General features: G+C 70.8%; 24 protein-coding genes. 15 read left to right on the forward strand and 9 right to left on the reverse strand.

The window, feature by feature from the left end:
* Positions 1 to 24: 24 nt before the first annotated feature.
* Positions 25 to 702, reverse strand: coding sequence for an RluA family pseudouridine synthase (locus ACFQZY_RS05755; protein ID WP_377413746.1), 678 nt, complete (start codon positions 700 to 702; stop codon positions 25 to 27).
* A gap of 48 nt (positions 703 to 750) precedes the next feature.
* Between ACFQZY_RS05755 and ACFQZY_RS05760 the strand changes: the two genes are divergently transcribed.
* Together ACFQZY_RS05760 and ACFQZY_RS05765 are read left to right on the forward strand one after the other, a co-directional pair.
* The gene (locus ACFQZY_RS05760; protein WP_377413748.1) at positions 751 to 1,398 is read left to right on the forward strand and encodes a DUF47 domain-containing protein; all 648 of its coding nucleotides are present in this window, start codon (positions 751 to 753) and stop codon (positions 1,396 to 1,398) included.
* A gap of 19 nt (positions 1,399 to 1,417) precedes the next feature.
* A complete protein-coding gene (locus ACFQZY_RS05765; RefSeq protein WP_377413751.1) occupies positions 1,418 to 2,437 on the forward strand; it encodes an anion permease in 1,020 nt (339 codons plus the stop codon).
* A gap of 77 nt (positions 2,438 to 2,514) precedes the next feature.
* On the opposite strand, the gene ACFQZY_RS05770 is transcribed toward ACFQZY_RS05765, so the two are convergent.
* The 5 genes from ACFQZY_RS05770 to ACFQZY_RS05790 form a co-directional block, all read right to left on the reverse strand.
* The gene (locus ACFQZY_RS05770; protein WP_377413753.1) at positions 2,515 to 3,495 is read right to left on the reverse strand and encodes a tripartite tricarboxylate transporter substrate binding protein; all 981 of its coding nucleotides are present in this window, start codon (positions 3,493 to 3,495) and stop codon (positions 2,515 to 2,517) included.
* A 50-nt stretch (positions 3,496 to 3,545) separates the two neighbouring features.
* The gene (locus tag ACFQZY_RS05775; RefSeq protein WP_377413755.1) at positions 3,546 to 5,516 is read right to left on the reverse strand and encodes an aconitase family protein; all 1,971 of its coding nucleotides are present in this window, start codon (positions 5,514 to 5,516) and stop codon (positions 3,546 to 3,548) included.
* Positions 5,517 to 5,601: 85 nt separating this feature from the next.
* Positions 5,602 to 6,507: a LysR family transcriptional regulator gene (locus tag ACFQZY_RS05780; RefSeq protein WP_377413757.1), complete on the reverse strand. Its 906-nt coding sequence runs from the start codon at positions 6,505 to 6,507 to the stop codon at positions 5,602 to 5,604.
* On the reverse strand, positions 6,504 to 6,950 hold the full coding sequence (locus ACFQZY_RS05785) for a hypothetical protein (RefSeq protein ID WP_377413759.1): 447 nt from the start codon (positions 6,948 to 6,950) through the stop codon (positions 6,504 to 6,506). The genes ACFQZY_RS05780 and ACFQZY_RS05785 overlap by 4 nt, the downstream gene beginning before the upstream one ends.
* Positions 6,947 to 7,489 (reverse strand): GNAT family N-acetyltransferase, encoded by a 543-nt coding sequence (locus tag ACFQZY_RS05790; protein ID WP_377413762.1) that lies wholly within the window; start codon positions 7,487 to 7,489, stop codon positions 6,947 to 6,949. The genes ACFQZY_RS05785 and ACFQZY_RS05790 overlap by 4 nt, the downstream gene beginning before the upstream one ends.
* A gap of 142 nt (positions 7,490 to 7,631) precedes the next feature.
* On the opposite strand from ACFQZY_RS05790, the gene rpsP reads away from it, so the two are divergent.
* From rpsP to ACFQZY_RS05820, 6 genes are all read left to right on the forward strand, one after another.
* The gene (rpsP, locus tag ACFQZY_RS05795; RefSeq protein WP_377413765.1) at positions 7,632 to 7,889 is read left to right on the forward strand and encodes a 30S ribosomal protein S16; all 258 of its coding nucleotides are present in this window, start codon (positions 7,632 to 7,634) and stop codon (positions 7,887 to 7,889) included.
* A gap of 15 nt (positions 7,890 to 7,904) precedes the next feature.
* Positions 7,905 to 8,468, forward strand: a complete 564-nt coding sequence (gene rimM, locus ACFQZY_RS05800; protein WP_377413767.1) for a ribosome maturation factor RimM — start codon at positions 7,905 to 7,907, stop codon at positions 8,466 to 8,468.
* A gap of 15 nt (positions 8,469 to 8,483) precedes the next feature.
* Positions 8,484 to 9,242, forward strand: coding sequence for a tRNA (guanosine(37)-N1)-methyltransferase TrmD (gene trmD, locus ACFQZY_RS05805; protein ID WP_377413770.1), 759 nt, complete (start codon positions 8,484 to 8,486; stop codon positions 9,240 to 9,242).
* Between the two features lie 91 nt (positions 9,243 to 9,333).
* On the forward strand, positions 9,334 to 9,714 hold the full coding sequence (rplS, locus tag ACFQZY_RS05810; protein WP_377413773.1) for a 50S ribosomal protein L19: 381 nt from the start codon (positions 9,334 to 9,336) through the stop codon (positions 9,712 to 9,714).
* A 107-nt stretch (positions 9,715 to 9,821) separates the two neighbouring features.
* Positions 9,822 to 10,535: a CoA pyrophosphatase gene (locus tag ACFQZY_RS05815; RefSeq protein ID WP_377413776.1), complete on the forward strand. Its 714-nt coding sequence runs from the start codon at positions 9,822 to 9,824 to the stop codon at positions 10,533 to 10,535.
* Positions 10,536 to 10,664: 129 nt separating this feature from the next.
* Positions 10,665 to 11,648: a CobD/CbiB family protein gene (locus ACFQZY_RS05820; protein ID WP_377413779.1), complete on the forward strand. Its 984-nt coding sequence runs from the start codon at positions 10,665 to 10,667 to the stop codon at positions 11,646 to 11,648.
* A gap of 19 nt (positions 11,649 to 11,667) precedes the next feature.
* Here the strand turns inward: ACFQZY_RS05820 and rsgA are convergent, their stop codons facing one another.
* The 3 genes from rsgA to ACFQZY_RS05835 are packed head-to-tail and all read right to left on the reverse strand — an operon-like array spanning position 11,668 to position 14,231.
* A complete protein-coding gene (gene rsgA / locus ACFQZY_RS05825) occupies positions 11,668 to 12,585 on the reverse strand; it encodes a ribosome small subunit-dependent GTPase A (RefSeq protein WP_377413782.1) in 918 nt (305 codons plus the stop codon).
* A 36-nt stretch (positions 12,586 to 12,621) separates the two neighbouring features.
* Positions 12,622 to 12,960, reverse strand: coding sequence for a 4a-hydroxytetrahydrobiopterin dehydratase (locus ACFQZY_RS05830; RefSeq protein ID WP_377413784.1), 339 nt, complete (start codon positions 12,958 to 12,960; stop codon positions 12,622 to 12,624).
* Positions 12,957 to 14,231 carry a M48 family metallopeptidase gene (locus tag ACFQZY_RS05835; protein ID WP_377413786.1) on the reverse strand — a complete coding sequence of 425 codons (1,275 nt, stop codon included), beginning with the start codon at positions 14,229 to 14,231 and terminating at the stop codon, positions 12,957 to 12,959. Before ACFQZY_RS05835 ends, ACFQZY_RS05830 begins: the two co-directional genes overlap by 4 nt.
* Positions 14,232 to 14,272: 41 nt before the next feature.
* Here ACFQZY_RS05835 and orn point away from each other — a divergent pair, with 41 nt between their 5' ends.
* The 7 genes from orn (at position 14,273) to ACFQZY_RS05870 (ending at position 22,452) form a co-directional block, all read left to right on the forward strand.
* On the forward strand, positions 14,273 to 14,875 hold the full coding sequence (gene orn / locus ACFQZY_RS05840) for an oligoribonuclease (RefSeq protein ID WP_377413788.1): 603 nt from the start codon (positions 14,273 to 14,275) through the stop codon (positions 14,873 to 14,875).
* A gap of 228 nt (positions 14,876 to 15,103) precedes the next feature.
* Positions 15,104 to 16,990, forward strand: a complete 1,887-nt coding sequence (locus ACFQZY_RS05845) for a DEAD/DEAH box helicase (protein ID WP_377413791.1) — start codon at positions 15,104 to 15,106, stop codon at positions 16,988 to 16,990.
* A gap of 240 nt (positions 16,991 to 17,230) precedes the next feature.
* Entirely contained in the window at positions 17,231 to 18,199 is a 969-nt protein-coding gene (locus tag ACFQZY_RS05850) for a tripartite tricarboxylate transporter substrate binding protein (protein ID WP_377413794.1), read from the forward strand.
* A 179-nt stretch (positions 18,200 to 18,378) separates the two neighbouring features.
* The gene (locus tag ACFQZY_RS05855) at positions 18,379 to 19,215 is read left to right on the forward strand and encodes an ABC transporter ATP-binding protein (RefSeq protein WP_377413899.1); all 837 of its coding nucleotides are present in this window, start codon (positions 18,379 to 18,381) and stop codon (positions 19,213 to 19,215) included.
* Between the two features lie 82 nt (positions 19,216 to 19,297).
* The gene (locus tag ACFQZY_RS05860) at positions 19,298 to 20,182 is read left to right on the forward strand and encodes a branched-chain amino acid ABC transporter permease (protein WP_377413796.1); all 885 of its coding nucleotides are present in this window, start codon (positions 19,298 to 19,300) and stop codon (positions 20,180 to 20,182) included.
* A 1-nt stretch (position 20,183) separates the two neighbouring features.
* Positions 20,184 to 21,224, forward strand: coding sequence for a branched-chain amino acid ABC transporter permease (locus ACFQZY_RS05865; protein WP_377413799.1), 1,041 nt, complete (start codon positions 20,184 to 20,186; stop codon positions 21,222 to 21,224).
* 40 nt (positions 21,225 to 21,264) lie between these two features.
* The gene (locus ACFQZY_RS05870; RefSeq protein WP_377413801.1) at positions 21,265 to 22,452 is read left to right on the forward strand and encodes an ABC transporter substrate-binding protein; all 1,188 of its coding nucleotides are present in this window, start codon (positions 21,265 to 21,267) and stop codon (positions 22,450 to 22,452) included.
* Positions 22,453 to 22,465: the final 13 nt, after the last annotated feature.

Consider the following 22,465-nt stretch of genomic DNA (forward strand, 5'->3'; position numbering starts at 1 on the left):
GTAGCCCGCGCGGGCTGCCGCCGCTCAGAACGGCGGCGGGCAGTCGAGCGCCAGGGGTTCGCCCGTGGCCGGGTGCGCCAGGCGCAGCGCGCAGGCGTGCAGCAGCAGCCGCGGCGCCCGGTCGCGGACCGCGGGCGGGGCATACAGCGTGTCGCCCAGGATCGGGTGGCCCAGCGCCAGCAGGTGGACCCGCAGCTGGTGGGAGCGCCCCGTCAGCGGCTCGAGCTCGACCCGGGTGGTGTCGCCCTCGTGGCCCAGCACGCGCCAGCGGGTGCGGCTGGGGCGGCCGTGGACCGGGTCCACCTTCTGCAGCGGGCGATTGGGCCAGTCGGCGGCCAGGGGCAGGTCGACCAGGCCCCAGCCATCCGCCGTGTCCGGCGGCGCCAGCCGGCCGGACACCACCGCGACATAACGCTTGTCCACCCGGCGCGCCTCGAAGGCCATGGACAGCGCCCGCTGCATCGCCGGGCCCCGCGCCATGAGCCACAGGCCGGAGGTGGCCATGTCCAGGCGGTGCACCACCAGGGCGTCGGGCCAGCCGGCCTGCACCCGGGCGGCCAGGCAGTCCTGCTTGCCGGGGCCGCGCCCGGGCACGCACAGCAGGCCGGACGGCTTGTCCAGGGCCAGCAGGGCGGGGTCGGCATGTAACACAACGGGCGCGCGGCCGCCAGGGCCCGCGGACGGTACACTGCCGTCCGTCATGAAACCGTCACAGGGCCGGCGTACGCCTGCCCGGGAAAGAGAGAACGCATGCTGTTTGGCAAGCTGCTGCCGCGCGAAGGCAATTTTTTTGAAATGTTCAACCAGCACGCGGAGCGCATCGTGGAGGCCGCACGCGCCTTCTCGCAGCTGGTGGCCAACTATAGCGACCCGCACCTGCGCGAGCAGTACAACCGCGACGTCGACAACGCCGAGCGCGCCGCCGACCGCGTCACCCAGGAGGTGAACCGGCTGATCCACCGCACCTTCATCACGCCGATCGACCGCGACCAGATCCACCAGTTGATCAACACGATGGACGACGTGGCCGACCTGCTGCAGGACTGCGCCGAGACCATGGCGCTGTACGACCTGCGCACGGTGAACGAGGAGATCACCCGCCTGACCGACCTGTGCGTCAAGTGCTGCGAGCGACTGAAGGACGCCGTGGCCCTGATCGGCAAGCTGGCCGACCCGGCCACCGCCGAGGCCGCCCTCAAGACCTGCGAGGAGATCGACCGCCTCGAGTCCGACGCCGACCGCGTCATGCGCAGCGCCATGAGCAAGCTGTTCCGCGAGGAGCCGGACGTGCGCGAGGTCCTCAAGCTCAAGGCCGTCTACGAGCTGCTGGAAACCGTCACCGACAAGTGCGAGGACGTCGCCAACGTGATCGAGGGCATCGTCCTCGAGCAGTCCTGATCCGCCGGAGCTCGCGACGATGGATACCGCAACGACCGTCCAGGCCGCGCTCTGGGTGGTGATCCTGCTGGTGGCGCTGGCCCTGGCGTTCGACTTCATGAACGGCTTCCACGACGCGGCGAACTCGATCGCCACCGTGGTGTCGACCGGCGTGCTGCGGCCCACCCAGGCCGTGCTGTTCGCCGCCTTCTTCAACTTTGTCGCCATCTTCATCTTCCACCTGAGCGTGGCGGCCACCGTGGGCAAGGGCATCGTCCAGCCCGGGGTGGTGGACACGCACGTGGTGTTCGGCGCCCTGGTGGGCGCCATCACCTGGAACGTGATCACCTGGTACTACGGCATCCCCTCCAGCTCGTCGCACGCCCTGATCGGCGGCATCGTGGGCGCGGTGATCGCCAAGGGCGGCACCAGCGCGCTGCTGGCCGCGGGCATCGGCAAGACGGTGCTGTTCATCTTCGTCTCGCCGACCCTGGGCTTCATCCTGGGCTCGCTGATGATGGTGATCGTCTCGCGCCTGTTCCGCCGCGCCACGCCGCGCAAGGTGGACGGCTGGTTCCGCCGCCTGCAGCTGCTCTCGGCCGGCGCCTACAGCCTGGGCCACGGCGGCAACGACGCGCAGAAGACCATCGGCATCATCTGGATGCTGCTGATCGCCACCGGCTACACCGCCGCTTCCGACAAGTCGCCCCCGAGCTGGGTGATCGTGAGCTGCTACGTGGCCATCGCCGCCGGCACCATGTTCGGCGGCTGGCGCATCGTCAAGACCATGGGCCAGAAGATCACCAAGCTCAAGCCCGTGGGCGGCTTCTGCGCCGAGACCGGGGGCGCGCTGACGCTGTTCCTGGCGACGGCCCTGGGCATCCCGGTGTCCACCACCCACACCATCACCGGCGCCATCGTCGGCGTGGGCTCCACGCAGCGCGCCAGCGCCGTGCGCTGGGGCGTGGCGGGCAACATCGTCTGGGCCTGGATCCTGACGATCCCGGCCAGCGCCTTCGTGGCGGCCATCGCCTACTGGGTCAGCCTGCAGATGTACTGACCCGGGCGCGCCTGACGGCCCGCTCCAGCAAGAAGGCCACCGCGAGGTGGCCTTTTTTCATGCGCCGGGGGGTTCGCTCAGTCCAGCGTCGCGCCCGAGCGCTTGACCAGCTTCGCGTGCTTGTCCAGTTCGCTGCGGAAGAACGCGGGGGCCTGGGCCGGGGCGATGTCGACCAGCGAGATGCCCTGGGCCGCCATGGCCTCCTGCACCACGGGCTCGGCCATCGCCTTGCGCAGGTTGGCATAGGTGTCCTGCACCACGCGGGCCGGCAGGCCGGCCGGGCCGACCATGGCGATCCAGGGCTCGAAGGCGTAGCCCGGCAACCCGGTCTCGGCCAGCGTGGGCACCTCGGGCAGCACCGCCGAGCGCTGCTTCGTCGACACTGCGATCGCCCGCAGTTTGCCCGCGCGCACCTGCGGCGCCGCCGCCGTCACCGAGACGAAGGCCATCTGCACCTGGCCGCCTACCAGGTCGGTGGTCAGCGGCCCGGTGCCCTTGTAGGGAATGTGGCGGATGTCGGTGCCGGTCTCGCTGGCGAGCATCTCCGCGGCCAGGTGCAGGGTGCTGCCGTTGCCGGCGGAGCCGTAATTGAGCTTGCCGGGCTGGGCTTTCATCAGGGCGACGAGTTCCGCGGTGTTCTTCGCCGGCACCGAGGGGTGGACCACCAGCACCAGCGGCACCGCGCCGACCACCGCGATCGGGGTGATGTCGTTCATGTGGTCGAACAGCACGGTCTTGTAGATCGCCGGATTGATCACGTGGTTCGAGGAGACCAGGGCCAGCGTCATGCCGTCCCGGGCCGCCTTGACCACCTGCAGGGTGCCGGTCATGCCGCCGGCGCCAGGAAGGTTCTCCACCACCACCGGGTGCCCGGTGGCCTTGGCCAGGGGCGCACTGATGGTGCGTGCGATGGCGTCCACGGTGGATCCGGTGGTCAGCGGCACGACCAGACGCAGCGGCCGGTCGGCCTGGGGCTGGGCCAGCGCCAGCGGCGCGGCCAGGGCGAGGAGGGCGGCGGCCAGCAGGTGGCGGCGGTGGGGAAGGGCGGGGCGAAGCATGGTGTGTCTCCTGGTTGTCGTGTCTCGGGGGTGCCTCCGGCGGCAGCGGGTCAGGCGTGCTGCGCCTGCAGCTCCGCGAAGGACACGAGCCGGCCGGCGATCGCGCTCGCGGCCACGGTGGCGGGGCTGGCCAGCCAGACCTGGCCCGGTCCCGATCGGCCGGGGAAGTTGCGGTTGATGGCGCTCACGGTCACCTGCGAGGCCTCGGTCGACGAGCCGGGGCCGCAGTTGGCGCAGGCGCCGCACGAGGGCTGCAGGATCTGCGCGCCCACCTGCGCGAAGGCCCGCAGGTAGCCGCGCTCCGTGCAGTAGTCGCGCACCGCGGTGGTCCCGAACTGCAGGTACAGCCGCAGGCCCTCGGGCACGCGCAGGCCGCGCGCGGCAGCCCAGGCCAGCACAGCGTGGTACTGGTCGAAGTCCTCGCGTTTGCCGGCGGTGCAGGAGCCGCCGTAGGCAATGTCCAGGCACGGGCGCTCGGCGGCAGGCAGGTCGGCCAGGGCGACGCCGTTGCCCGGGTCACCGGGTCGGGCCACCCGGGGCGTGAGGGCGCTGCAGTCCACGCGGATCACGCCGGCGTAATCGGCGCCCGGGTCGGAGCGCATCCAGGGCTCGAGACGGAAGTCGAGGCCGCGGCGCTCGCGCAGGAAGCGCAGCGTCTCGGCGTCGGGCTCGACGATGCCGGTGAAGCCGCCGAGTTCGGCGGTCATGTTGGTCAGGGTGGCGCGTTCGTCGGTGGCGAGCGAGCGCACCACCTGGCCGGCGAATTCGAAGACCTTGCCCACGCCTTCGCCGGCGCGGATCGCGGGCAGGGCCAGCAGGTATAGCACCACGTCCTTGGTGCTCACGCCCGGGGCCAGCGCGCCCTCCAGCTCGATGCGCAGGCTGCGCGGCACCGTCACCCGCACCGCGCCGGTGACGAAGGCGTTGGCCATGTCGGTGGTGCCCACGCCGAAAGCCACGCAGCCCAGGGCGCCGCTGTGCGGGGTGTGCGAGTCGGTGCCCACCACCACCTGCCCGGGCAGTGCGTAGTGCTCGGCCACCATCGCGTGCGAGATTCCGGCGACGTGGCGGCCGTCGTCGCGCGCAGCCTCGTCCTCGGTGAGCGTGCGGTGCAGGCGCAGGCCGTAGTCCTGGGCGAACTCACGCTGGGCGCGGCACATCGCGGCGACGTTGGGGACCAGGCCGCCCTTCACGTGCGCGGGGCTGTCCGCCACGTAGGAGGTGTGGTCCTCGAACACCACGACCGAGGCCGGGTCCACCAGCGCCAGCGGCCGGCCGAACGCGGCGTGCAGCATGTGCGCGCACATGCCGGTGTAGTACTCGTGGATGAAGCGCAGGTCGGCGCGCACGAAGCCGCCCTCGCCGGGACGCAGGCCGGCGCCGGTGACCTCGGTGCGCATCGCGTGGCGTGCGAGGATCTTCTCGAACAGGGTGCGGGGGCGCTCGTCGCTCGCGGCCGGGGAGGGCGCCACGCCCTGCAGGAAGCGCCGGCCGAACTTCAGCAGGCCGCCGGCGCGCAGGATGGCCGCGGCCAGGGCGTCGCGGCCCTCGAGCAGCTCGTCGACGGTGATCGCCTCGCCGCGCCCGAGGCGCTCCACCAGCCCCAGGTCGGTGGAGGTGAACAGGCCGATGTTGTCGGCGTTCTGCCGGTAGATGCGCTCGAAGCTGCGCGCCACCACCAGGCGGATGCCGGCCAGCTTCTCGGCGGCGGGGCTGTGCTCGCGCGATGAGCCCTTGCCGTAGCGGTTGCCGGCCACCAGCACGCTGAAGCCGCCCTCGCGCAGGGCGCGCGGTGCGAAGGGGCGCCGGCCCCCGGCACTGAAGCCGGTGTGTGCGTAGTCGCCCAGCCTGTCGTCGTAGTGGGTGAGGATGGGGACCGGGGTGATCTCGTCAGTCGAGACGTCATCGGCCAGGTCGTCGAGGCGGGCCGGGCGCACGGTCTCGCCGCGCAGCTGGCGCGCCAGGTCGTCGGCCGCGCGTGTGAGGAACAGGAGGCGGCCCGGGAGGTGGAGGGTGTCCATGGCCGCGACTCTAGGCCGCGACCTGCGCGCAGGGTCATGCTGTCTGGGCGGCGGGGCCATCGCGCGGCGCGATGGCCGGGGTGCCTCAGGCGCCCGGCTGCAGCAGCTCGATCAGCGCCTCGACCGCCCGCGACCGCGGCTGCTTGCGCAGGGCGTACAGGCGCAGCTCGCGCGGCGCCCAGGCCTCGTCCAGCGGGCGCCGCTCGAAGCGGGCGCTGCCAGCGAAGGCCGCCGCCGCGCTGGTGGGGACGATCGCGACGCCCAGCCCGGCCTCGACCATGCGGCAGGCCGCGTCGAAGCTCTCGACGCTGACCCGGGGCTGCAGCGCGGCGCGGGCGGACTGGGCCTGCTCCCGCAGCAGCTGGTCCAGCGAGCCGCCGGACTGGATGGTGACCAGCCCGTGGCCCAGCACGTCGCGGAACTTCAGCCTCGCGGCCTTCGCCAGCGCGTGCCCGGCGGGCATCAGCACGATCAGCGGGTCGTCGGCGAAGTGCCAGGAGTCCAGGCCGGCGACGGCGTCCTGGGCCACGGCCACGCCCACGTCGGCGCGGTCGTCCAGGCAGGCGCGCAGCACCTCGCGGCTGCGGTGCTCGCCCAGTTCCACCGCCACCTCGGGGTAGCGGTCGCAGAAGGCCCTCAGGCGCTCGGGCAGGAAACCGACCACCGCCGAGGGGTTTGCGAACAGCCGAACGCTGCCCGTCACCGCGCCGCTGACGGCCCACATGTCCTGCACCAGCGAGGCCAGCTCCTGCTCGATGCGGTGGCCGCGGTCGAACAGGTACTGGCCCGCCTCGGTCAGCCCGACCCCGCGCGCCGAGCGCACCAGCAGCGGCACCTTCAGCGCGCGCTCCAGGTCGGCGAGGCGGCGGCTCAGGGCCGAGGCGGCGAGGTGCTCGCGTTGCGCCGCGCGCGCGATCGAGCCCTCCCGGGCGACCGCGATGAACAGCCGCAGGGTGTAGGTGTCGAGGCGGGGCAGGCCGGGCGTGTTCACTGCGAGATCTTGCGGCCCTCTTCGATCTGGTACTCGAAGTAGTGCTGGAAGCTGAAGGCGATGCTCGCCATCAGCACGCCGGTGCCGATCATGAGCGAGGCTGCCAGGCCGAACACCGTGAGCCAGTTGGTCGCGCCGGCCGGGGCCTCGGGGTCGGCGCCGGGGTTGAAACGGGCGTTCCACTTGGCCGGCGGCATCAGGCCGTAGACGATGGCATTGAGGGCGCAGCCCGCGAAGGTGAACCCCAGCAGCGGGATCAGGACCCAGCTGGTCTTGTCGTCGAGCCCGAACTGGCCGACGCGCTGGATGCCGTAGACGCCCAGCGCGGTGGGAATGGGCAGCAGCCAGCCGACCAGGTCGCCCAGCCCGTGCAGGTAGAAGCGGTGCAGGCCCAGCGGGCCGCCGAAGAAGGTGAGCCAGGTGGCGAGGGTCTTGTTTTTCATGTGGCAGGGGACTCCGTCGTGTCGGGGGCGCTGCGGTCGCCGTCGCCCAGGGTCTTTTCCATCAGCACGATGTCCAGCCAGCGGCCGAACTTCCAGCCGCAGGAAGCGATCACGCCGACCCGGGTGAAGCCCAGGGCGGTGTGCACGCCGATCGAGCCGGCGTTGCCCGAGTCGCCGATGACCGCGATCAGCTTGCGCAGGCCGGCCCGCTCGGCCTCGTCGGCCAGGGCGGCGAGCAGCAGTCGGCCCAGGCCGCGGCCGGTGGCCTCGGGGTGCAGGTAGATCGAGTCCTCCGCCGAGTAGCGGTAGGCCGGGCGGGGCTTGAACCAGTTGCAGTAGGCGAAGCCCAGCACTCGGCCCTCGTCCTCGGCCACCAGGTAGGGCAGGCCCTTGGCCAGCACGTCGGCCCGGCGCGCGGCCATCTCGGCCTCGGTGGGCGGCGTGGTCTCGAAGGTGCCGGTTCCGTGCAGCACGTGGTGGGCGTAGATGGCGGTGAGGGCAGGCAGGTCTGCCTCGCCGGCGGGGCGGATCAGGGGCATCGGGCTCGGGGGGCTATAATGGCCGGCTTTTCAGCGTGTCGCTGGCCGGGTGGCCAGTCGCGTGTCTCAAACGCCGAAAGAAAACTCCAGGGGTTGCCCGCAAGCAAAAAGTCGCAGGCACCCTCCACCCGAAGGATAAATCATGGTCGTGATCCGACTCTCCCGCGGCGGCTCCAAGCATCGTCCGTTCTACAACATCGTCGTCGCTGACAAGCGCGTGCGCCGTGACGGCCGCTTCATCGAGCGCATCGGCTTCTACAACCCCACCGCCAAGGGCGGCGAGGAAGGCCTGCGCATCGCCCAGGACCGCCTGACCTACTGGCAGGGCGTCGGCGCCCAGGCGTCCCCCACCGTGGACCGCCTGATCAAGCAAGCCGCCAAGGCCGCTCCCGCAGCCTAAGGCCGCCGCACCAGGATGAACCTGCCGCTGGATCCCGCGGAACTGCCCGCGGACGCCGTCGAAGTCGGGCGCATCCTGGATGCCTGGGGCATCAAGGGCTGGTTCAAGGTCCTGCCCCATAGCGCTTCCCCGGAAGCGCTTTTTTCTTCCAAGCGCTGGTTCCTCCAGCCCGCCGAGAAGGGCGCCAAGACCTTCTCCGGCACCGTGCTCCTGAAGGTGCGCGAGGCCAAGGACCACTCGGACAGCGTCGTCGCCTGCGCGCAGGACATCGACGACCGCAACGCCGCCGAGGCCCTCAAGGGCGCACGCATCTTCATCCCCCGTTCCAGCTTCCCCACCGCCGGGGACGACGAGTACTACTGGGTCGACCTGATCGGCCTGGCTGTCGTCAACCGCGAGGGCGCGGCCCTGGGCCAGGTGACCGACCTGCTGTCCACCGGCCCCCAGACCGTGCTGGTGGTGGGCTACGAGGAAGAGGGCAAGGCGCGTGAGCGCATGATCCCCTTCGTGGCCGCCTACGTCGACGGCGTCGACCTGCCGGGCAAGCGCATCACCGTCGACTGGCAGGCCGACTACTGACCGGGTGAGGAGGCCATGCGCTTCGACGTCATCACCCTGTTCCCCGAACTCTTCGCGCCCTTCCTCGAGAGCGGCGTGACCCGCCGTGCCTACGAGTCGCGGCAGGTCGACGTGCGCCTGTGGAACCCGCGCGACCACGCCGAGGGCAACTACCGCCGGGTGGACGACCGCCCCTTCGGCGGCGGCCCCGGCATGGTCATGATGGCCGAGCCGCTCGAGAAGTGCCTGGCCGCCATCCGCGCCGACCGCGGCGAGGACGGCTGCCCGGTGGTGCTGTTTTCCCCCATCGGCCGGCGCATCGACCATGCCCTGGTCGAGGCCGAGGCGGCGGGCCCGGGCGCCATCCTCCTGTGCGGGCGCTACGAGGGCATCGACCAGCGCTTCATCGACCGCCATGTCACCGCCCAGATGAGCCTGGGCGACTTCGTCCTGTCGGGCGGCGAGCTGGCCGCCATGGCCCTGCTCGACGCGGTGGCCCGGCTGCAACCCGGCGTGCTCAATGACGCCGGCAGCCACCAGGAGGACAGCTTCAATCCCGCGCTCGACGGCCTGCTGGACTGCCCCCACTACACCCGCCCCGAGGAATGGAACGGCCAGCGCGTGCCCGAGGCCCTGCTCTCGGGCCACCATGCCAACATCGAGCGCTGGCGCCGCGAGCGCCGGCTCGAGGCCACCGCCCGCCTGCGCCCGGAGCTGGTCGAGGCGGCCCGCCAGGCTGGCCGCCTGAGCAAGGCCGACGAGGCCTTTTTGAGGAAATTGCCGGCCGGGCTATAATGGTGGGCTTTCCGATCCTCTGTCCGGCCGCCCCACAGGTAGAAACCACCGGGGCCCCTAGTGCAGCGCGGGCAAGATCCCAGAGGTAAACATGAACCTGATCCAGACTCTCGAGCAAGAAGAAATCGCTCGCCTTGGCAAGAACATCCCCGAGTTCGCCCCCGGCGACACGGTGATCGTCAACGTGAACGTGGTTGAAGGCAACCGCAAGCGCGTGCAGGCCTACGAAGGCGTCGTGATCGCCAAGCGCAATCGCGGCCTGAACAGCGGCTTCACCGTCCGCAAGATCTCCAGCGGCGAAGGCGTCGAGCGTACCTTCCAGACCTACAGCCCGCTGATCGCCAGCATCGAAGTCAAGCGCCGCGGCGACGTGCGCCGCGCCAAGCTGTACTACCTGCGTGACCGCAGCGGCAAGTCGGCCCGTATCAAGGAAAAGCTGTCCTTCAAGGCGGCCGCTCCCGCCGCCCAGTAAGGCCTTGCAGCCTTCACATCAAACCGCCGCCGGGCTCGCGCCCTCGGCGGTTTTTTGTTGCCTGTGCCCGTGGCGCCTCCTCGTCCAACCCTGAACCGGATCCCCACGTGACGTCCCAGCCCCCACCGCAGCCGGAATTCATCCCGCTGTCCAAGCTGCCGAATTTCAATCCCCACGCCGTGCCGGTGTCGGGCATCGATTCGCACCTGCCGGCCGTGCCCCTGGACGCCCTGGCGCCCCAGGCCCTGCGTGCGCGATTCGCCGCGCCGCCGGCCTGGGTGCCCGAGGTGCGCGAGGAGCCGCGCTTCCACGACCGCAAGACGGCCCACGCCTCGGTGCTGGTGCCGCTGGTGATGCGCGAGCAGCCCACCCTGTTGCTCACGCTGCGCACCGCCCACCTGTCCACCCATTCGGGCCAGATCGCCCTGCCCGGGGGCAAGCGCGACGAGACCGACCGCGACGCCGCCGACACCGCGCTGCGCGAGGCCGAGGAGGAGATCGGGCTGGCGCGGGTGCATGTGGAGGTGATCGGCGAGCTGCCCACCTACACCACCGGCACGCGCTACATCGTCACCCCGGTGGTGGCCCTGGTCGACCCCGCCCACCAGCTCGCCCTGAATGCCGACGAGGTGGCCGACGCCTTCGAGGTGCCGCTGGCCTTCCTGATGGACCCGGCCCACCACCGGCGCCACACGGTCGACGTCATGGGCCGGCCGCGCGAGTTCTTCTCCATGCCTTGGCAGGACGGGCCGACCGAGCGCTTCATCTGGGGCGCCACGGCCGGCATGCTGCGCAACCTGTACCGCTTCCTCGCGGCCTGAGGCGGCCCGAGGCGGCCCGAGGCGGCCTCCTGGCCCCGCAGGGCCTGCCACGCGCGGGCCGGCTCCGGCCGGCCGCGGCCTGAGGTTCTCCCGGGGCGGCGGCCCGGCCCCCCGGGCTATCATGCCGGGATGAGTTTCTTCGCCATCCTGTTCGCGTTGCTCATCGAGCAGGTGCGGCCCCTGGCCCGCCACAACCCGGTGCACGGGGGGCTGCGGCAGTGGGCGCGCTGGGTGAGCCGCAACTTCGACGCCGGCAAGCCGCACCATGGCTGGGTCTGCTGGTCGATGGCGGTGCTGCTCCCCACCCTCGCGGCGGCGGGCGTGCACTGGCTGCTGCTGGCGTTCCTCGGCTGGCCGCTGGCCCTGGTGTGGAGCGTGGTGGTGGGCTACTACACCCTGGGCTTCCGCCAGTTCAGCCACCACTTCACCGCCATCCGCGATGCGCTGGACGCCGGCGACGAGGCCCAGGCCCGCGAGCTGCTGGCGCAGTGGCAGCAGGTCGAGGTGGCGGACCTGCCCCGCAGCGAGCTGCTGCGGCATGTCATCGAATACTCCGTGCTGGCCGCCCACCGCCATGTCTTCGGCGTGCTGGCCTGGTTCTCGGTGCTTGCGGCCATCGGCTTCGGGCCCGCGGGCGCCATCCTCTATCGCATGGCCGAATTCGCCGGCCGCTACTGGCCCAGCCCGCGCCGCAGCCAGCCGGTGAGCCCCTGGCTGCAGGAGGCCTCGGTGCGCGCCTGGCACGCGATCGACTGGCTGCCGGCGCGCATGACCGCCATGGCCTTCGCGGTGGTCGGCAGCTTCGAGGAGGCCATCGACTGCTGGCGCAACCACGCGCAGCGCTTCCCCAACGACAACGACGGCGTGATCCTGGCTGCCACCTCGGGCGCGGTCAACGTGCGCCTGGGCGGCGAGGCCCTGCGCTCCGCCTTCGCCTCGCCCAGCGCGCCGGGCTACATGGCCGCCGACGTGCTGCCCGCGGACAGCGAGAGCACCCCGGGCCGCGAGGCCGAGCCCGGCCACCTGCGCAGCATCGTGGGCCTGGTGTGGCGCTCGGTGGTGCTGTGGATGGTGCTGCTGGCGCTGCTCACGTTCGCCCGCCTGATCGGGTGAACGGCCGGCGCCGCAGGCCTCACCAGCGGGGCTGCGACAGCTCCGAGAACAGCTCGCCGTAGAGGCGGTGCCGGTTGGGGCTGATGGCCCCTTCGCCCTCGGCGCCGACATGCGCCATCACCCCGCAGCCCGGCTCGTGCAGGTGGGTGCAGTTGTAGAAGCGGCACTCGCCCAGGTGCCGGCGCAGGTCGGGCATCAGGCCGGCGAGCTGCGTCGGCTCGATGTGGTGCAGGCCGAATTCCTGGAAGCCGGGCGAGTCGATCAGCGCGGTCGTGCGGCCTTGGTCGACCCAGTACCAGGTGGTGCTGGTCGTGGTGTGCTTGCCCGAGTTCAGCGCCTTCGAGATCTCGCCGGTCTCGGCGAGCGCGCCGGGCACCAGCAGGTTGATCAGCGTGCTCTTGCCCGATCCGGAGGGGCCCAGCACCAGGGTGGTCTTGCCTTGCAGGTGGCGCATCAGGTGCTCGCGGTCCACCTCGCCGGACAGCCGCAGCGACAGCGGCATCACCCCGTAGTGCATGCGCTGGTACGGCAGCAGCCGGCCCCAGGCCCGCTCGAAGGGCTCGACCAGGTCGCTCTTGTTCAGGGCGATCAGGGGCGTGATGCCGGCGGCCTCGGCGGCGATCAGGGCGCGCGTGAGCTGCGCCTCGGAGAACTCGGGCTCGGCGGCGATCAGCACCAGCACCTGGTCGAGGTTGGCCGCGAAGGACTTGGTGCGGATCTCGTCCTGCCGGTAGAACAGGTTGCGCCGCTCCTCGATCTTCTCGATCGTGCCCTCGTCGTGGCTGCCTTGCCAGAGCACGCGGTCGCCGACCACGGCCTGGTTCTTCTTGCCGCGGGGGTGGCAGATCAGGCGCTCGCCCTCGGGCGTCTCCACCAGCACGTGGCGGCCGTGGCTGGCGACCACCAGGCCGCGGTCCAGGGTGGCGCGCTCAGGCAAGGGGGACCGCCTTCATCGGGGCCTGCATGCCGGCCTTCATGCGACCAGCGCGTCGACCATCGCCGCGCAATCGAAATCGGACTCGGAGATGCCGCCCACGTCGTGCGTGTTGAACCGCACGACGCAGCGGCTGTAGTGGACGGACAGGTCGGGGTGGTGGTCCTGCGTGTGGGCGATGAAGGCGACCGCGTTCACGAAGGCCAGGGTCTCGTGGTAGTTGGCGAAGGTGAAGGTCTTCTCGATCGCCACCTGGTCGCCGTCGCCGGCGAGCTTCCAGCCCGGCGCGGTGATCAGGCGGGTGACCAGCTCGGTGGGCGTGAACGCGCGGCGCTTCACCTTCGACCAGTCCTTCTTGCGCAGCATCGATGTCGTCATGCGGCCTCCTCCAGCCTCAGCCCCAGCCGGGCCAGCCGCTGCGCGGCGGGCGGGTGGGAGTAGTAGAACCCGACGAAGACCGGGTCCGGCGTGAGCGTCGAGGCGTTGTCCTCGTACAGCTTCAGCAGGGCCGCAGCCAGGTCATGGCCGTTGGTGTGGGCGACGGCGTAGGCGTCGGCCTCGAACTCGTGGCGGCGCGACATCATCGCCAGCAGCGGCGAGATGAAGAACGAGAACACCGGCACCGCCAGCAGGAAAAGCAGCAGCGCCAGCGCGTCGTTCGCGCCGGTGAGGCTGGGGCGCACCCCCAGCCCGGTGTAGAACCACACCTGGCTGGACAGCCACCCGAGCAGCGCGAAGCCCGCCAGGCTCATCGCGAACAGGGCGACGATGCGCTTGATGATGTGCCGGTGCTTGAAATGCCCCAGCTCGTGGGCCAGCACCGCGTCCACCTCGCCGGGCGACAGGCGCGCCAGCAGGGTGTCGTAGAACACCACGCGCTTGGCCGCGCCGAAGCCGGTGAAGTAGGCGTTGGCATGGGCGCTGCGGCGGCTGCCGTCCATGACGAACAGGCCCTTGGCGGAAAAGCCGCAGCGCTTCATCAGCGCGGTGACACGGGCGGCCAGGGCCTCGTCCTCCAGCGGCTTGAACTTGTTGAAGATCGGCGCGATGAAGGTGGGGTAGACCACCAGCAGCAGCAGGTTGAACCCCATCCAGGTGCACCAGGCCCATAGCCACCAGGCCGGGCCGGCCGCGCCCATGAGCCAGAGGATCAGGGCGGCGATCGGCAGGCCGATCACCGCGCCCACCAGCGCGCCCTTGGCCAGGTCGGCCAGCCACAGGCCCAGGGTCATCTTGTTGAAGCCGAAGCGCTCCTCCACGACGAAGGTGCGGTACCAGGCGAAGGGCAGGTCCAGCAGGCCGCTGACGACGGCGAAGGCGGCCAGCAGGGCCAGCTGCTGGCCCATGCCGGGGCCGAGGGCGGCGAGCAGGGCCTGGTTCAGGAGGTCCAGGCCTCCCAGCAGCGTCCACCCGAGGAGGAGGGCGGCGCCCACCGCCATCTCGAGCAGGTCGACGCGGGCCTTGGCCAGGGTGTAATCGGCGGCCTTCTGGTGCGAGGCCAGGGGCACGGTGGCGGCGAAGGGCGCCGGCACGGCGGCGCGGTGGCCCGCCACATGCCGCACCTGGCGCGCGGCCAGCCAGTACTTGGTGGCCAGGCCCAGGAGCAGGGCGGCGGCGAAGGCGAGGGTGAGCAGGTACGACGCGGACATCGCGAGGAGTTTAGCCGCGGGCATGAGGGACAATCGGGGCCATGTCCGACACCCCTGCCAACGAAACGCCCACCCCGGCCGCGGCACCCGCGCTGGCCAAGAGCGACCAGAACCTGGTCTGGCTCGATTGCGAGATGACCGGCCTGGACCCGGAGGTCGACCGCATCATCGAGATCGCCGTCGTCGTCACCGGCCCGCACCTGGAGCCGCGCGTCGAAGGCCCGGTCTTCGCCATCCACCAGACCGATGCCCAGCTGGACAAGATGGATGCCTGGAACAAGGGCACCCACGGCAAGAGCGGCCTGACCGACCGGGTGAAGGCCTCCACCATCGACGAGGCCCAGGCCGAGGCGGCGCTGATCGAGTTCCTGCTGAAGTACGTGCCGAAGAACGCCAGCCCCCTGTGCGGCAACACCATCGGCCAGGACCGCCGCTTCCTGGTGAAGTACATGCCCCGGCTGGAGGCGTTCTTCCACTACCGCAACCTCGATGTCTCCACCCTCAAGGAGCTCTCGCGCCGCTGGCGGCCCGAGGTCTACGAGGGCTTCAAGAAGCGCCAGGCCCACACCGCGCTGGCCGACGTGCACGAGTCCATCGACGAACTGGTGCATTACCGCGAGCATTTCCTTCGCCTCACGGCCTGAAGGGGCAGGGGCTTGGCAGGGATAACCCTGCCATGCGATAATTCGCGCATCGCCGGCCCGCATGGCCGGCGTTTTCTTGCATCTCCCTTCATGCACAGGCTCACCGAAAGAGCCAGCGAGCCACTTCCCTGAAGCACCCGCTCGTACGTCGTTTGATGGTTGATGTTTCCTGACCATCGGCGACTCCGCCAGCCCCACGGGCCGGCGCGTCCCCTTTTGTAGAAATTCATGACCGACACTCTCGCAGTGCAGGGCGAGTTCGCGCCTGCCGACATCATTTCCGCGCCCGCCACGACCGACGCGCCCGCCCTGCCCAATGGCTTCGCCAAGCTGGGCCTGGAGCCCGAGCTGCTCCGCGCCATCGAGGACCTGGGCTACACCCAGCCGACCGCGGTGCAGGAAAAGGCCATTCCCCTGGCCATGGACAACTCCGAGGAGGGCGAGTCCGCCAAGTTCATCGACCTGATGGTCTCCAGCCAGACCGGCAGCGGCAAGACCGCCGCCTTCCTGCTGCCCGTGCTGCACACCCTGATCCAGCAGCAGGCCGAGGCCGAGGCCGCCGAGCGCGCCGAGGCCAAGCGCCTGGCCGATGAGGCTGCCGCCCGCGGCGAGGAGCCGCCCAAGCGCAAGCGCCGCAACCCCACCGACCCGCGCCACTTCAAGGCGGCCCAGCCCGGCGCCCTGGTGCTGTGCCCCACGCGCGAGCTGGCGCAGCAGGTGGCGCATGACGCCATCGAGCTCGTGAAGCATTGCCGCGGCCTGCGCATCGCTAACGTGGTCGGCGGCATGCCCTACCAGGTGCAGATCGCGCGCCTGCAGAACGCCAACCTGGTGGTCGCCACCCCGGGCCGCCTGCTGGACCTGCAGCGTTCCATGCAGATCAAGCTGGACAAGGTGAAATTCCTGGTCGTGGACGAAGCCGACCGCATGCTGGACCTGGGCTTCGCCGACGACCTGGCCGAAGTCAACCAGCTCACCATCGAGCGCCACCAGACCATGATGTTCAGCGCCACCTTCGCGCCGCGCATCCAGCAGCTGGCCGCCCGCGTGATGCGCGAGCCCCAGCGCGTGGAAATCGCCTCGCCGCAGGAGAAGCACGCCAACATCAAGCAGGTGCTGTTCTGGGCCGACAACGCCGCCCACAAGCGCAAGATGCTGGACCACTGGCTGCGTGACACCTCGATCGACCAGGCGATCGTGTTCGCTTCCACCCAGGTCGAGTGCGACGGCCTGGCCAACGACCTGCAGCAGGACGGCTTCTCCGCCGTCGCCCTGCACGGCGCCCTGAGCCAGGGCCTGCGCAATCGCCGCCTGATGGCGCTGCGCAACGGCCAGGTGCAGATCCTGGTGGCCACCGACGTCGCCGCGCGCGGCATCGACGTGCCCACCATCACCCACGTCTTCAACTTCGGCCTGCCGATGAAGAGCGAGGACTACACCCACCGCATCGGCCGCACCGGCCGCGCCGGCCGCGACGGCCTGGCCGTGACGTTCGCCGAGTTCCGCGACCGCTTCAAGATCTTCGACATCGAGGGCTACACCAAGCAGCCGTTCAAGGCCGAGGAGATCCCGGGCCTGGAGCCCCAGCAGCGCGCCCCGCGCGCGCCGCAGCCGGGCTTCGGCGGCAAGGGCCGTGGCGGCCCGGGCCGCGGCCATGGCGGTGGCGGTGGCCACTTCGCCAAGCGCGGTGGCGACTTCGACCGCAACGGCTACGGCCGCAAGTCCGGTTTCGGCGACTTCGGCGGTGAGCGCCGTGACGACCGCCGTGGCGGCGGCGATTTCCGCAACGACATCCGGGGCAACGGCGATTTCCGCGGCGGCCAGGACTTCCGTGGCGGCCAGGATTTCCGCGGCGGTGACTCCCGTGGCGGCGACTTCCGCGGCAACAACGACTTCCGCGGTGGCGACGACCGCCGCGGCGGCACGCCGTGGGACCGCCAGCCCGCCCAGGGCTTCGGCCGCCCGGCCCCGCGCGGCGACTTCGCCGGCCGCCCGGCGCCCCGTGGCGACTTCGCCGGCCAGCCCCCGCGTGGCGACTTCGCCCGCCCGGGCAACGGCGGCAAGGTCTTCGTGCCGCGCGACGCCAAGAAGCGCGCGTACAAGCCGGTGCGCTGATCGCCTGACGTTGGACGCGCGACGCGTCCGACTCACGCCAGGGGCCCCTCGACGAGGGGCCCTTTTTTCGTCCGGGCTCAGCGGCCGCGTTGCTGCAAGACCTGACCCCGAGGTGTCGCGCACATGACTGCATCCGCCCCGCCGCCCGGGCGGCTTCCGACCACAATAGCCGCCCACCGGAATCGAGAGACAACGCGCGCGCGGCGCCCCCGCGCGCGCGCCCCTGAGAGGAAACCCCCCATGTTCACCCCCATCACCCGCCGCGCCGCGCTGGCAGCGGCGCTCGCCGTCGCCGGCTTCGCCGCCCACGCCCAGGATTTCCCCGGCCGCGCCGTCAAGATCGTCGTGCCCCAGACCCCGGGCGGCGCCTCCGACGCGCTCGCGCGCATCATCGGCCAGAAGCTCTCGGACAAGTGGAAGCAGCCGGTGGTCATCGAGAACCGCGCCGGCGCCGGCGGCAACGTCGGCATGGAGTTCGTCGCCAATGCGCCCGCCGACGGCTACACGCTCCTCATGAGCTATGTCGGCTCGCACGCCATCAACGGCTCCCTGTACAAGAAGCTGCCCTTCGACCCGGAGAAGGACTTCGCGCCGGTCGCCACCGTGGCCACGCTGCCCTTCGTGGCCATCGCCAAGCCCGACGCCGGCATCAAGTCCATCCCCGACCTGGTCGCCGCCGCGCGCCGCGGCAACCTGACCTACGGCTCCGCCGGCAACGGCTCGGTGAACCACCTGCTCGGCGAGATGTTCAATGCCGCCGCCGGCGTCAAGCTCACGCACGTGCCGTACCGCGGCGCGGCGCCCGCGCTGCAGGACCTCATGGGCGGCCAGATCAACGTGGTCTTCACCAGCCTGCCCTCGGTGGCCGGCACCATCAAGAGCGGCCAGGTCCTGCCGCTGGCGGTGACCAGCGCGAAGCGCTCGGCCTCGTTCCCGACCATCCCCACCATCGCCGAGGCCGGCTTCAAGGAATTCGACGTCACGCCCTGGTTCGGCCTGTTCGCGCCGGCCAAGGTGCCCGCCGACATCGTGCGCCGCATCAACGCCGACGTGAACGAGGCCCTGCGCGCCAAGGACGTCGCCGAGAAGTTCGCCGGGCAGGGCGCCGACCCGTACCTCACCTCGCCCCAGGAGTTCGGCGCCATCCTGCGTGCCGACATCGTCAAGTGGAGCGCGGTGGTGCGCGCCTCCGGCGCCAGCGTCGACTGACCGGCCCGCGTCCCGGCGCCTGCCGGGATCGGGTGGCGGCGGCAACCCAGGGAAAACACCGGCCGCCGACCCGTTGCACCGCTGTGCATTTCTACCTGTAATTCAGGAAGTTACCCGCGAGTAGAACAATGCGGCCCCTTCCGGGCCGCCCCGCGGGCCTCCAAGGAGACAGGATGGAGATGGTCGCGGGCACGCCGTTGCTCGAGGTGCAGGGGCTCACGCTGGCCTTCGGCGGCGTCAAGGCCCTGAACCAGGTCAGTTTCCAGGTTGCGCCGGGCAGCATCACCTCGGTGATCGGCCCCAACGGCGCGGGCAAGACCTCGGTGTTCAACACCATCTCCGGCTTCTACCGCCCCAGCGCCGGCCAGGTGCTGTTCGACGGCCAGGACATCACCCGGGCCGCGCCCCCGCGCCGCGCCGCGATGGGCCTGGCGCGCAGCTTCCAGAACATCGCGCTGTTCCGCGGCCTCACGGTCCTGGACAACATCAAGCTCGGGCGCCACTGCCACCTGCGCACCAACCCGCTGCAGGCGCTGTTCTACACGCCCGCCGCGCGCCGCGAGGAGGAGCGCCTGCGCGCCGAGATCGAGGAGCGCATCATCGACTTCCTCGAGATCGACCATATCCGCAAGGCCCCGGTCGCCTCGCTCTCCTACGGCCTGCAAAAGCGCGTCGAGCTGGCCCGCGCGCTGGCCATGCGCCCGCGCCTGCTGCTGCTGGACGAGCCCGTCGCCGGCATGAACCGCGAGGAGACCGAGGACATGGCGCGCTTCATCCTCGAGGTGCGGCGCGAATGGGGCGTGACCGTGCTCATGGTCGAACACGACATGGGCATGGTGATGGACCTGTCCGACCACGTCGTGGTGCTGAACTTCGGCCAGGTCATCGCCGACGGCCTGCCGGCCCAGGTGCAGGCCAACCCGGAGGTGGTCAAGGCCTACCTGGGTTCGGGGGACGTGCAGCAGCTGCGCGCGCGATTCCGCGGGACTGCGGGCCGCGTGGGGGTGGCGGCATGAGCGCCGCGCCGGGCCGCCCCGGGCAGGCGCGCGCCCCCTCGGGGGGCTGCGCGGACACGCAGCGCCGGGTGTGGGGACGCCCATGAGCTTCGACCCCTGGCTGATCTTCGAGATCGTGCTCGCCGGCCTCGGCTCGGGCGGGCTCTACGCCCTGGCCGGCCTGGCCTTCGTGATCATCTACAAGGCCACCCGCGTGGTGAACATCGCCATCGGCGAGATGATGATGCTGGGCGCCTACCTGTTCTTCGCCTTCAGCGCCGGCCTGGCGCTGCCGGTCTGGGCGGCGATCCCGCTGTCGGTGCTGCTCTCGGGCGCGGCCGGCGCCCTGATGGAGCGCGCCGCGATCCGGCCGATGCTGGGCGAGTCGCCGATCTCCACCTTCATGGTCACGGTGGGCCTGTCGTCCATCCTGGTGGGCCTGGTCGAGTTCATCTGGACGGCCGACCAGCAGCGCCTGCCCGAGTTCTTCCCGCAGGCGCCGGTGATGGTCGGCGAGGCGCTGGTCTCCGCCAAGGTGTTCTGGGGCTTCTGCGCCGCGGCGCTGCTGATCGCGGCGGCCATCCTGGCGCTGCGCTACTGGCGCGGCGGCGTGGCCCTGCGCGCCACCGCCTCCGACCAGGCGGCCGCCTACTCCATGGGCATCAACGTGCCGCGGGTGTTCTCCCTGGCCTGGACCGCGGCGGCCATGATCGCCGCCGTCGCCGGCATCGTGGTCGGCTCCATCGGCGGCATCTCGTCGGCCATGGGCGTGTTCGGGCTGTCGGTGCTGGTGGTGGTGATCTTCGGCGGCCTGGACAGCGTGCCCGGCGCGCTGGTGGGCGGCCTGGTGGTCGGCGTGATCGAGTCGATGGCCGCCTTCTACCTGGGCGGCGAGTACCGCCTGCTGGCCACCTTCAGCTTGCTGGTGGTGATCCTGCTGGTGCGGCCCTACGGCCTGTTCGGCACCCACGAGATCGAGAGGTTGTGAGATGAGGATCGGCTCGGCCAAGCAGACCTACGCCGCCGACGCGGCGCTGTTCGACAGCCCGACCCAGCGCGCCTGGGTGGCGGCGCTGGGGGTGGTGCTGGCGGTCTTCCCCTTCGTCGCCAGCGAGTACTGGCTGTACCTGGCCTGCCTGGTGGCGATCAACGTGGCCAGCGCCACCGGCCTGAACCTCCTCACCGGCTACACCGGCCTGGTGAGCCTGGGGCAGGCGGCCTTCATGGGCATCGGCGCCTACACGGTGGCCATCGTGCAGGCGCGCTGGGGAATCAGCGCGCTGCCCGCGCTGCTGGCCGCGGGCTGCGTGTCCACGGCCTGCGGCATCGTCGTGGGCCTGCCCTCGCTGCGGGTCAAGGGCCTGTACCTGGCCATCGCCACCATCGCGGCCGGCGTGCTGGCGCACTTCGTCTTCAGCCACTTCGCCTCGTTCACGGGCGGGCCGGCGGGCCTGACCGTCAAGCCCGCGAACGTGTTCGGCGTGGACCTGGACAACTCCTTCCGCTTCTACTGGCTGGTGGTGCCGGTCACCGCGCTGCTGCTGCTCGGCGCGGCCAACCTGTTTCGCACCCGCATCGGCCGCGCCTTCATCGCCATCCGCGACCGCGACATCTCGGCCGAGGTGCTGGGCATCCCGCTGCTTCGCTACAAGCTGCTGTCCTTCGCCATCTCCTCGTTCTATGCCGGCGTGGCCGGCGGCCTGTTCGCCTACTTCTTCCGCGCCATCACGCCCGAGAGCTTCCCGCTGGTGATGTCCATCTTCTTCCTCGCCGCGGTCATCGTCGGCGGCATGGGCTCGGTGCTCGGGGGCATCCTCGGCGCGGTGTTCATGACCCTGGTCCCCGAGGTCCTCAAGCTGGTCATGGGCTGGCTGCCGCTCTCGGGCAACACCCTGATGTACCTGTCGCCGGTGCGCACCATCGTGTTCGGCGCGCTGATCATCCTGTTCCTGGTCTTCGAGCCGCTGGGCCTGGCCGAAGTCTGGCGGCGCGTGCGCCGCGCGTTCCACCTGTGGCCCTTCCGGACCTGATCCGCCCCCCGACCTGCTTCCACTCGCAAGGAGACTCCCCATGATCGACAAGCGCAAACTCCTCACCGGCGCCCTCGCGGCCGCCGCCTCCGCCGCCCTCCCGCTGGCCGCGCGCGCGCAGGCCAAGGGGGCCGCCGCCTCGAAGGAGGACATCGTCCTGGGCGCCTCGGTGCCGATGACGGGCGTGTTCGCCTTTGCCGGCATCGGCATCGACGCGGGCATCAAGGACTACCTGTCCATCCTCAACGGCCAGGGCGGCATCAAGGGCCGCAAGGTGCGCTACGTGGCGGAGGACACCGCCTACAAGGTCGACCAGTCGATGGCGGTGTTCAAGAAGATCACCAGCCAGGAGAAGGTGCACCTGTACTACGCCGACTCCACCGGCTTCGTGAAGACGGTCAACCCCGAGGTGGAGCGCATGGGCTCCATGATCATGACCGGCGCCTCCTTCGCCAAGGAGATCACCAACGCGCAGAAGTACCCGCTGCAGTTCATGGTGGGCCCCGACTACAGCGAGATGGTGGGCATCCTGCTGCAGTACATCGCCAAGACCAAGCCGGGCGCCAAGGTGGCCCTGGTCTACTCCGACACCGAGTTCGGCCGCGACCCGGTGGAGGCCGCCCGCGCCGACACCAAGCGCCTGGGCCTGAACCTGGCGCTGGAGATCGTCACGCCCCCGGGCAGCGTGGACGTGTCCACCGAGGTGATCAAGCTGCGCCGCGCCGCGCCGGACTTCACCATCTTCCACGGCTACGTCTCGGCGCCCATCCCCGAATTCATCAACCAGTCGCGGGCGCAGGGCATCCAGTCGCAGTTCATGGGCACCTTCTGGAGCATGGACAACTCCACGGTCATGCGCATGGGCGCGAACGCCGACGGCTTCATGGGCGTGATGCCCTATCGCTACTACTACGACACCGAGGGCAAGGCGCCGATGCTGGAACGCATCCGCAAGATGCGCCCCGAGTACCAGAGCACGGCCTACATGCAGGGCTTCCTGGCCGCCATGCTGCTCACGGAGGCCGCGCGCCGCTGCCTGGACGCGGGCAACGAGCTCAATGGCCGCAACCTCAAGACGGCGCTGAGCTCCATCCGCAACTTCGACACCGGCGGCATCATCGGCGTGCCGCTGTCGATCCGCGGCAACTCCATCCCGGTGGGCCGCGTCTACAAGGCGGACTTCAAGCAGCAGAAGATGCTGCCGGTGTCCGACTGGATCAGCCTCTGAGCCCCGGGGACCC

The sequence above is a fragment of the Ramlibacter sp. GCM10027632 genome, assembly GCF_042675325.1.
Lineage (GTDB): Bacteria > Pseudomonadota > Gammaproteobacteria > Burkholderiales > Burkholderiaceae_C > Ramlibacter.

Excerpts from the sequence above, each read along its gene's own strand:
- ACFQZY_RS05755 (WP_377413746.1), bottom strand. The coding sequence starts at position 702 with ATGACGGACGGCAGTGTACCGTCCGCGGGCCCTGGCGGCCGCGCGCCC.
- ACFQZY_RS05760 (WP_377413748.1), top strand. The coding sequence starts at position 751 with ATGCTGTTTGGCAAGCTGCTGCCGCGCGAAGGCAATTTTTTTGAAATG.
- ACFQZY_RS05765 (WP_377413751.1), top strand. The coding sequence starts at position 1,418 with ATGGATACCGCAACGACCGTCCAGGCCGCGCTCTGGGTGGTGATCCTG.
- ACFQZY_RS05770 (WP_377413753.1), bottom strand. The coding sequence starts at position 3,495 with ATGCTTCGCCCCGCCCTTCCCCACCGCCGCCACCTGCTGGCCGCCGCC.
- ACFQZY_RS05775 (WP_377413755.1), bottom strand. The coding sequence starts at position 5,516 with ATGGACACCCTCCACCTCCCGGGCCGCCTCCTGTTCCTCACACGCGCG.
- ACFQZY_RS05785 (WP_377413759.1), bottom strand. The coding sequence starts at position 6,950 with ATGAAAAACAAGACCCTCGCCACCTGGCTCACCTTCTTCGGCGGCCCG.
- ACFQZY_RS05790 (WP_377413762.1), bottom strand. The coding sequence starts at position 7,489 with ATGCCCCTGATCCGCCCCGCCGGCGAGGCAGACCTGCCTGCCCTCACC.
- rpsP (WP_377413765.1), top strand. The coding sequence starts at position 7,632 with ATGGTCGTGATCCGACTCTCCCGCGGCGGCTCCAAGCATCGTCCGTTC.
- rimM (WP_377413767.1), top strand. The coding sequence starts at position 7,905 with ATGAACCTGCCGCTGGATCCCGCGGAACTGCCCGCGGACGCCGTCGAA.
- trmD (WP_377413770.1), top strand. The coding sequence starts at position 8,484 with ATGCGCTTCGACGTCATCACCCTGTTCCCCGAACTCTTCGCGCCCTTC.
- rplS (WP_377413773.1), top strand. The coding sequence starts at position 9,334 with ATGAACCTGATCCAGACTCTCGAGCAAGAAGAAATCGCTCGCCTTGGC.
- ACFQZY_RS05820 (WP_377413779.1), top strand. The coding sequence starts at position 10,665 with ATGAGTTTCTTCGCCATCCTGTTCGCGTTGCTCATCGAGCAGGTGCGG.
- ACFQZY_RS05830 (WP_377413784.1), bottom strand. The coding sequence starts at position 12,960 with ATGACGACATCGATGCTGCGCAAGAAGGACTGGTCGAAGGTGAAGCGC.
- ACFQZY_RS05835 (WP_377413786.1), bottom strand. The coding sequence starts at position 14,231 with ATGTCCGCGTCGTACCTGCTCACCCTCGCCTTCGCCGCCGCCCTGCTC.
- orn (WP_377413788.1), top strand. The coding sequence starts at position 14,273 with ATGTCCGACACCCCTGCCAACGAAACGCCCACCCCGGCCGCGGCACCC.
- ACFQZY_RS05845 (WP_377413791.1), top strand. The coding sequence starts at position 15,104 with ATGACCGACACTCTCGCAGTGCAGGGCGAGTTCGCGCCTGCCGACATC.
- ACFQZY_RS05850 (WP_377413794.1), top strand. The coding sequence starts at position 17,231 with ATGTTCACCCCCATCACCCGCCGCGCCGCGCTGGCAGCGGCGCTCGCC.
- ACFQZY_RS05855 (WP_377413899.1), top strand. The coding sequence starts at position 18,379 with ATGGTCGCGGGCACGCCGTTGCTCGAGGTGCAGGGGCTCACGCTGGCC.
- ACFQZY_RS05860 (WP_377413796.1), top strand. The coding sequence starts at position 19,298 with ATGAGCTTCGACCCCTGGCTGATCTTCGAGATCGTGCTCGCCGGCCTC.
- ACFQZY_RS05865 (WP_377413799.1), top strand. The coding sequence starts at position 20,184 with ATGAGGATCGGCTCGGCCAAGCAGACCTACGCCGCCGACGCGGCGCTG.
- ACFQZY_RS05870 (WP_377413801.1), top strand. The coding sequence starts at position 21,265 with ATGATCGACAAGCGCAAACTCCTCACCGGCGCCCTCGCGGCCGCCGCC.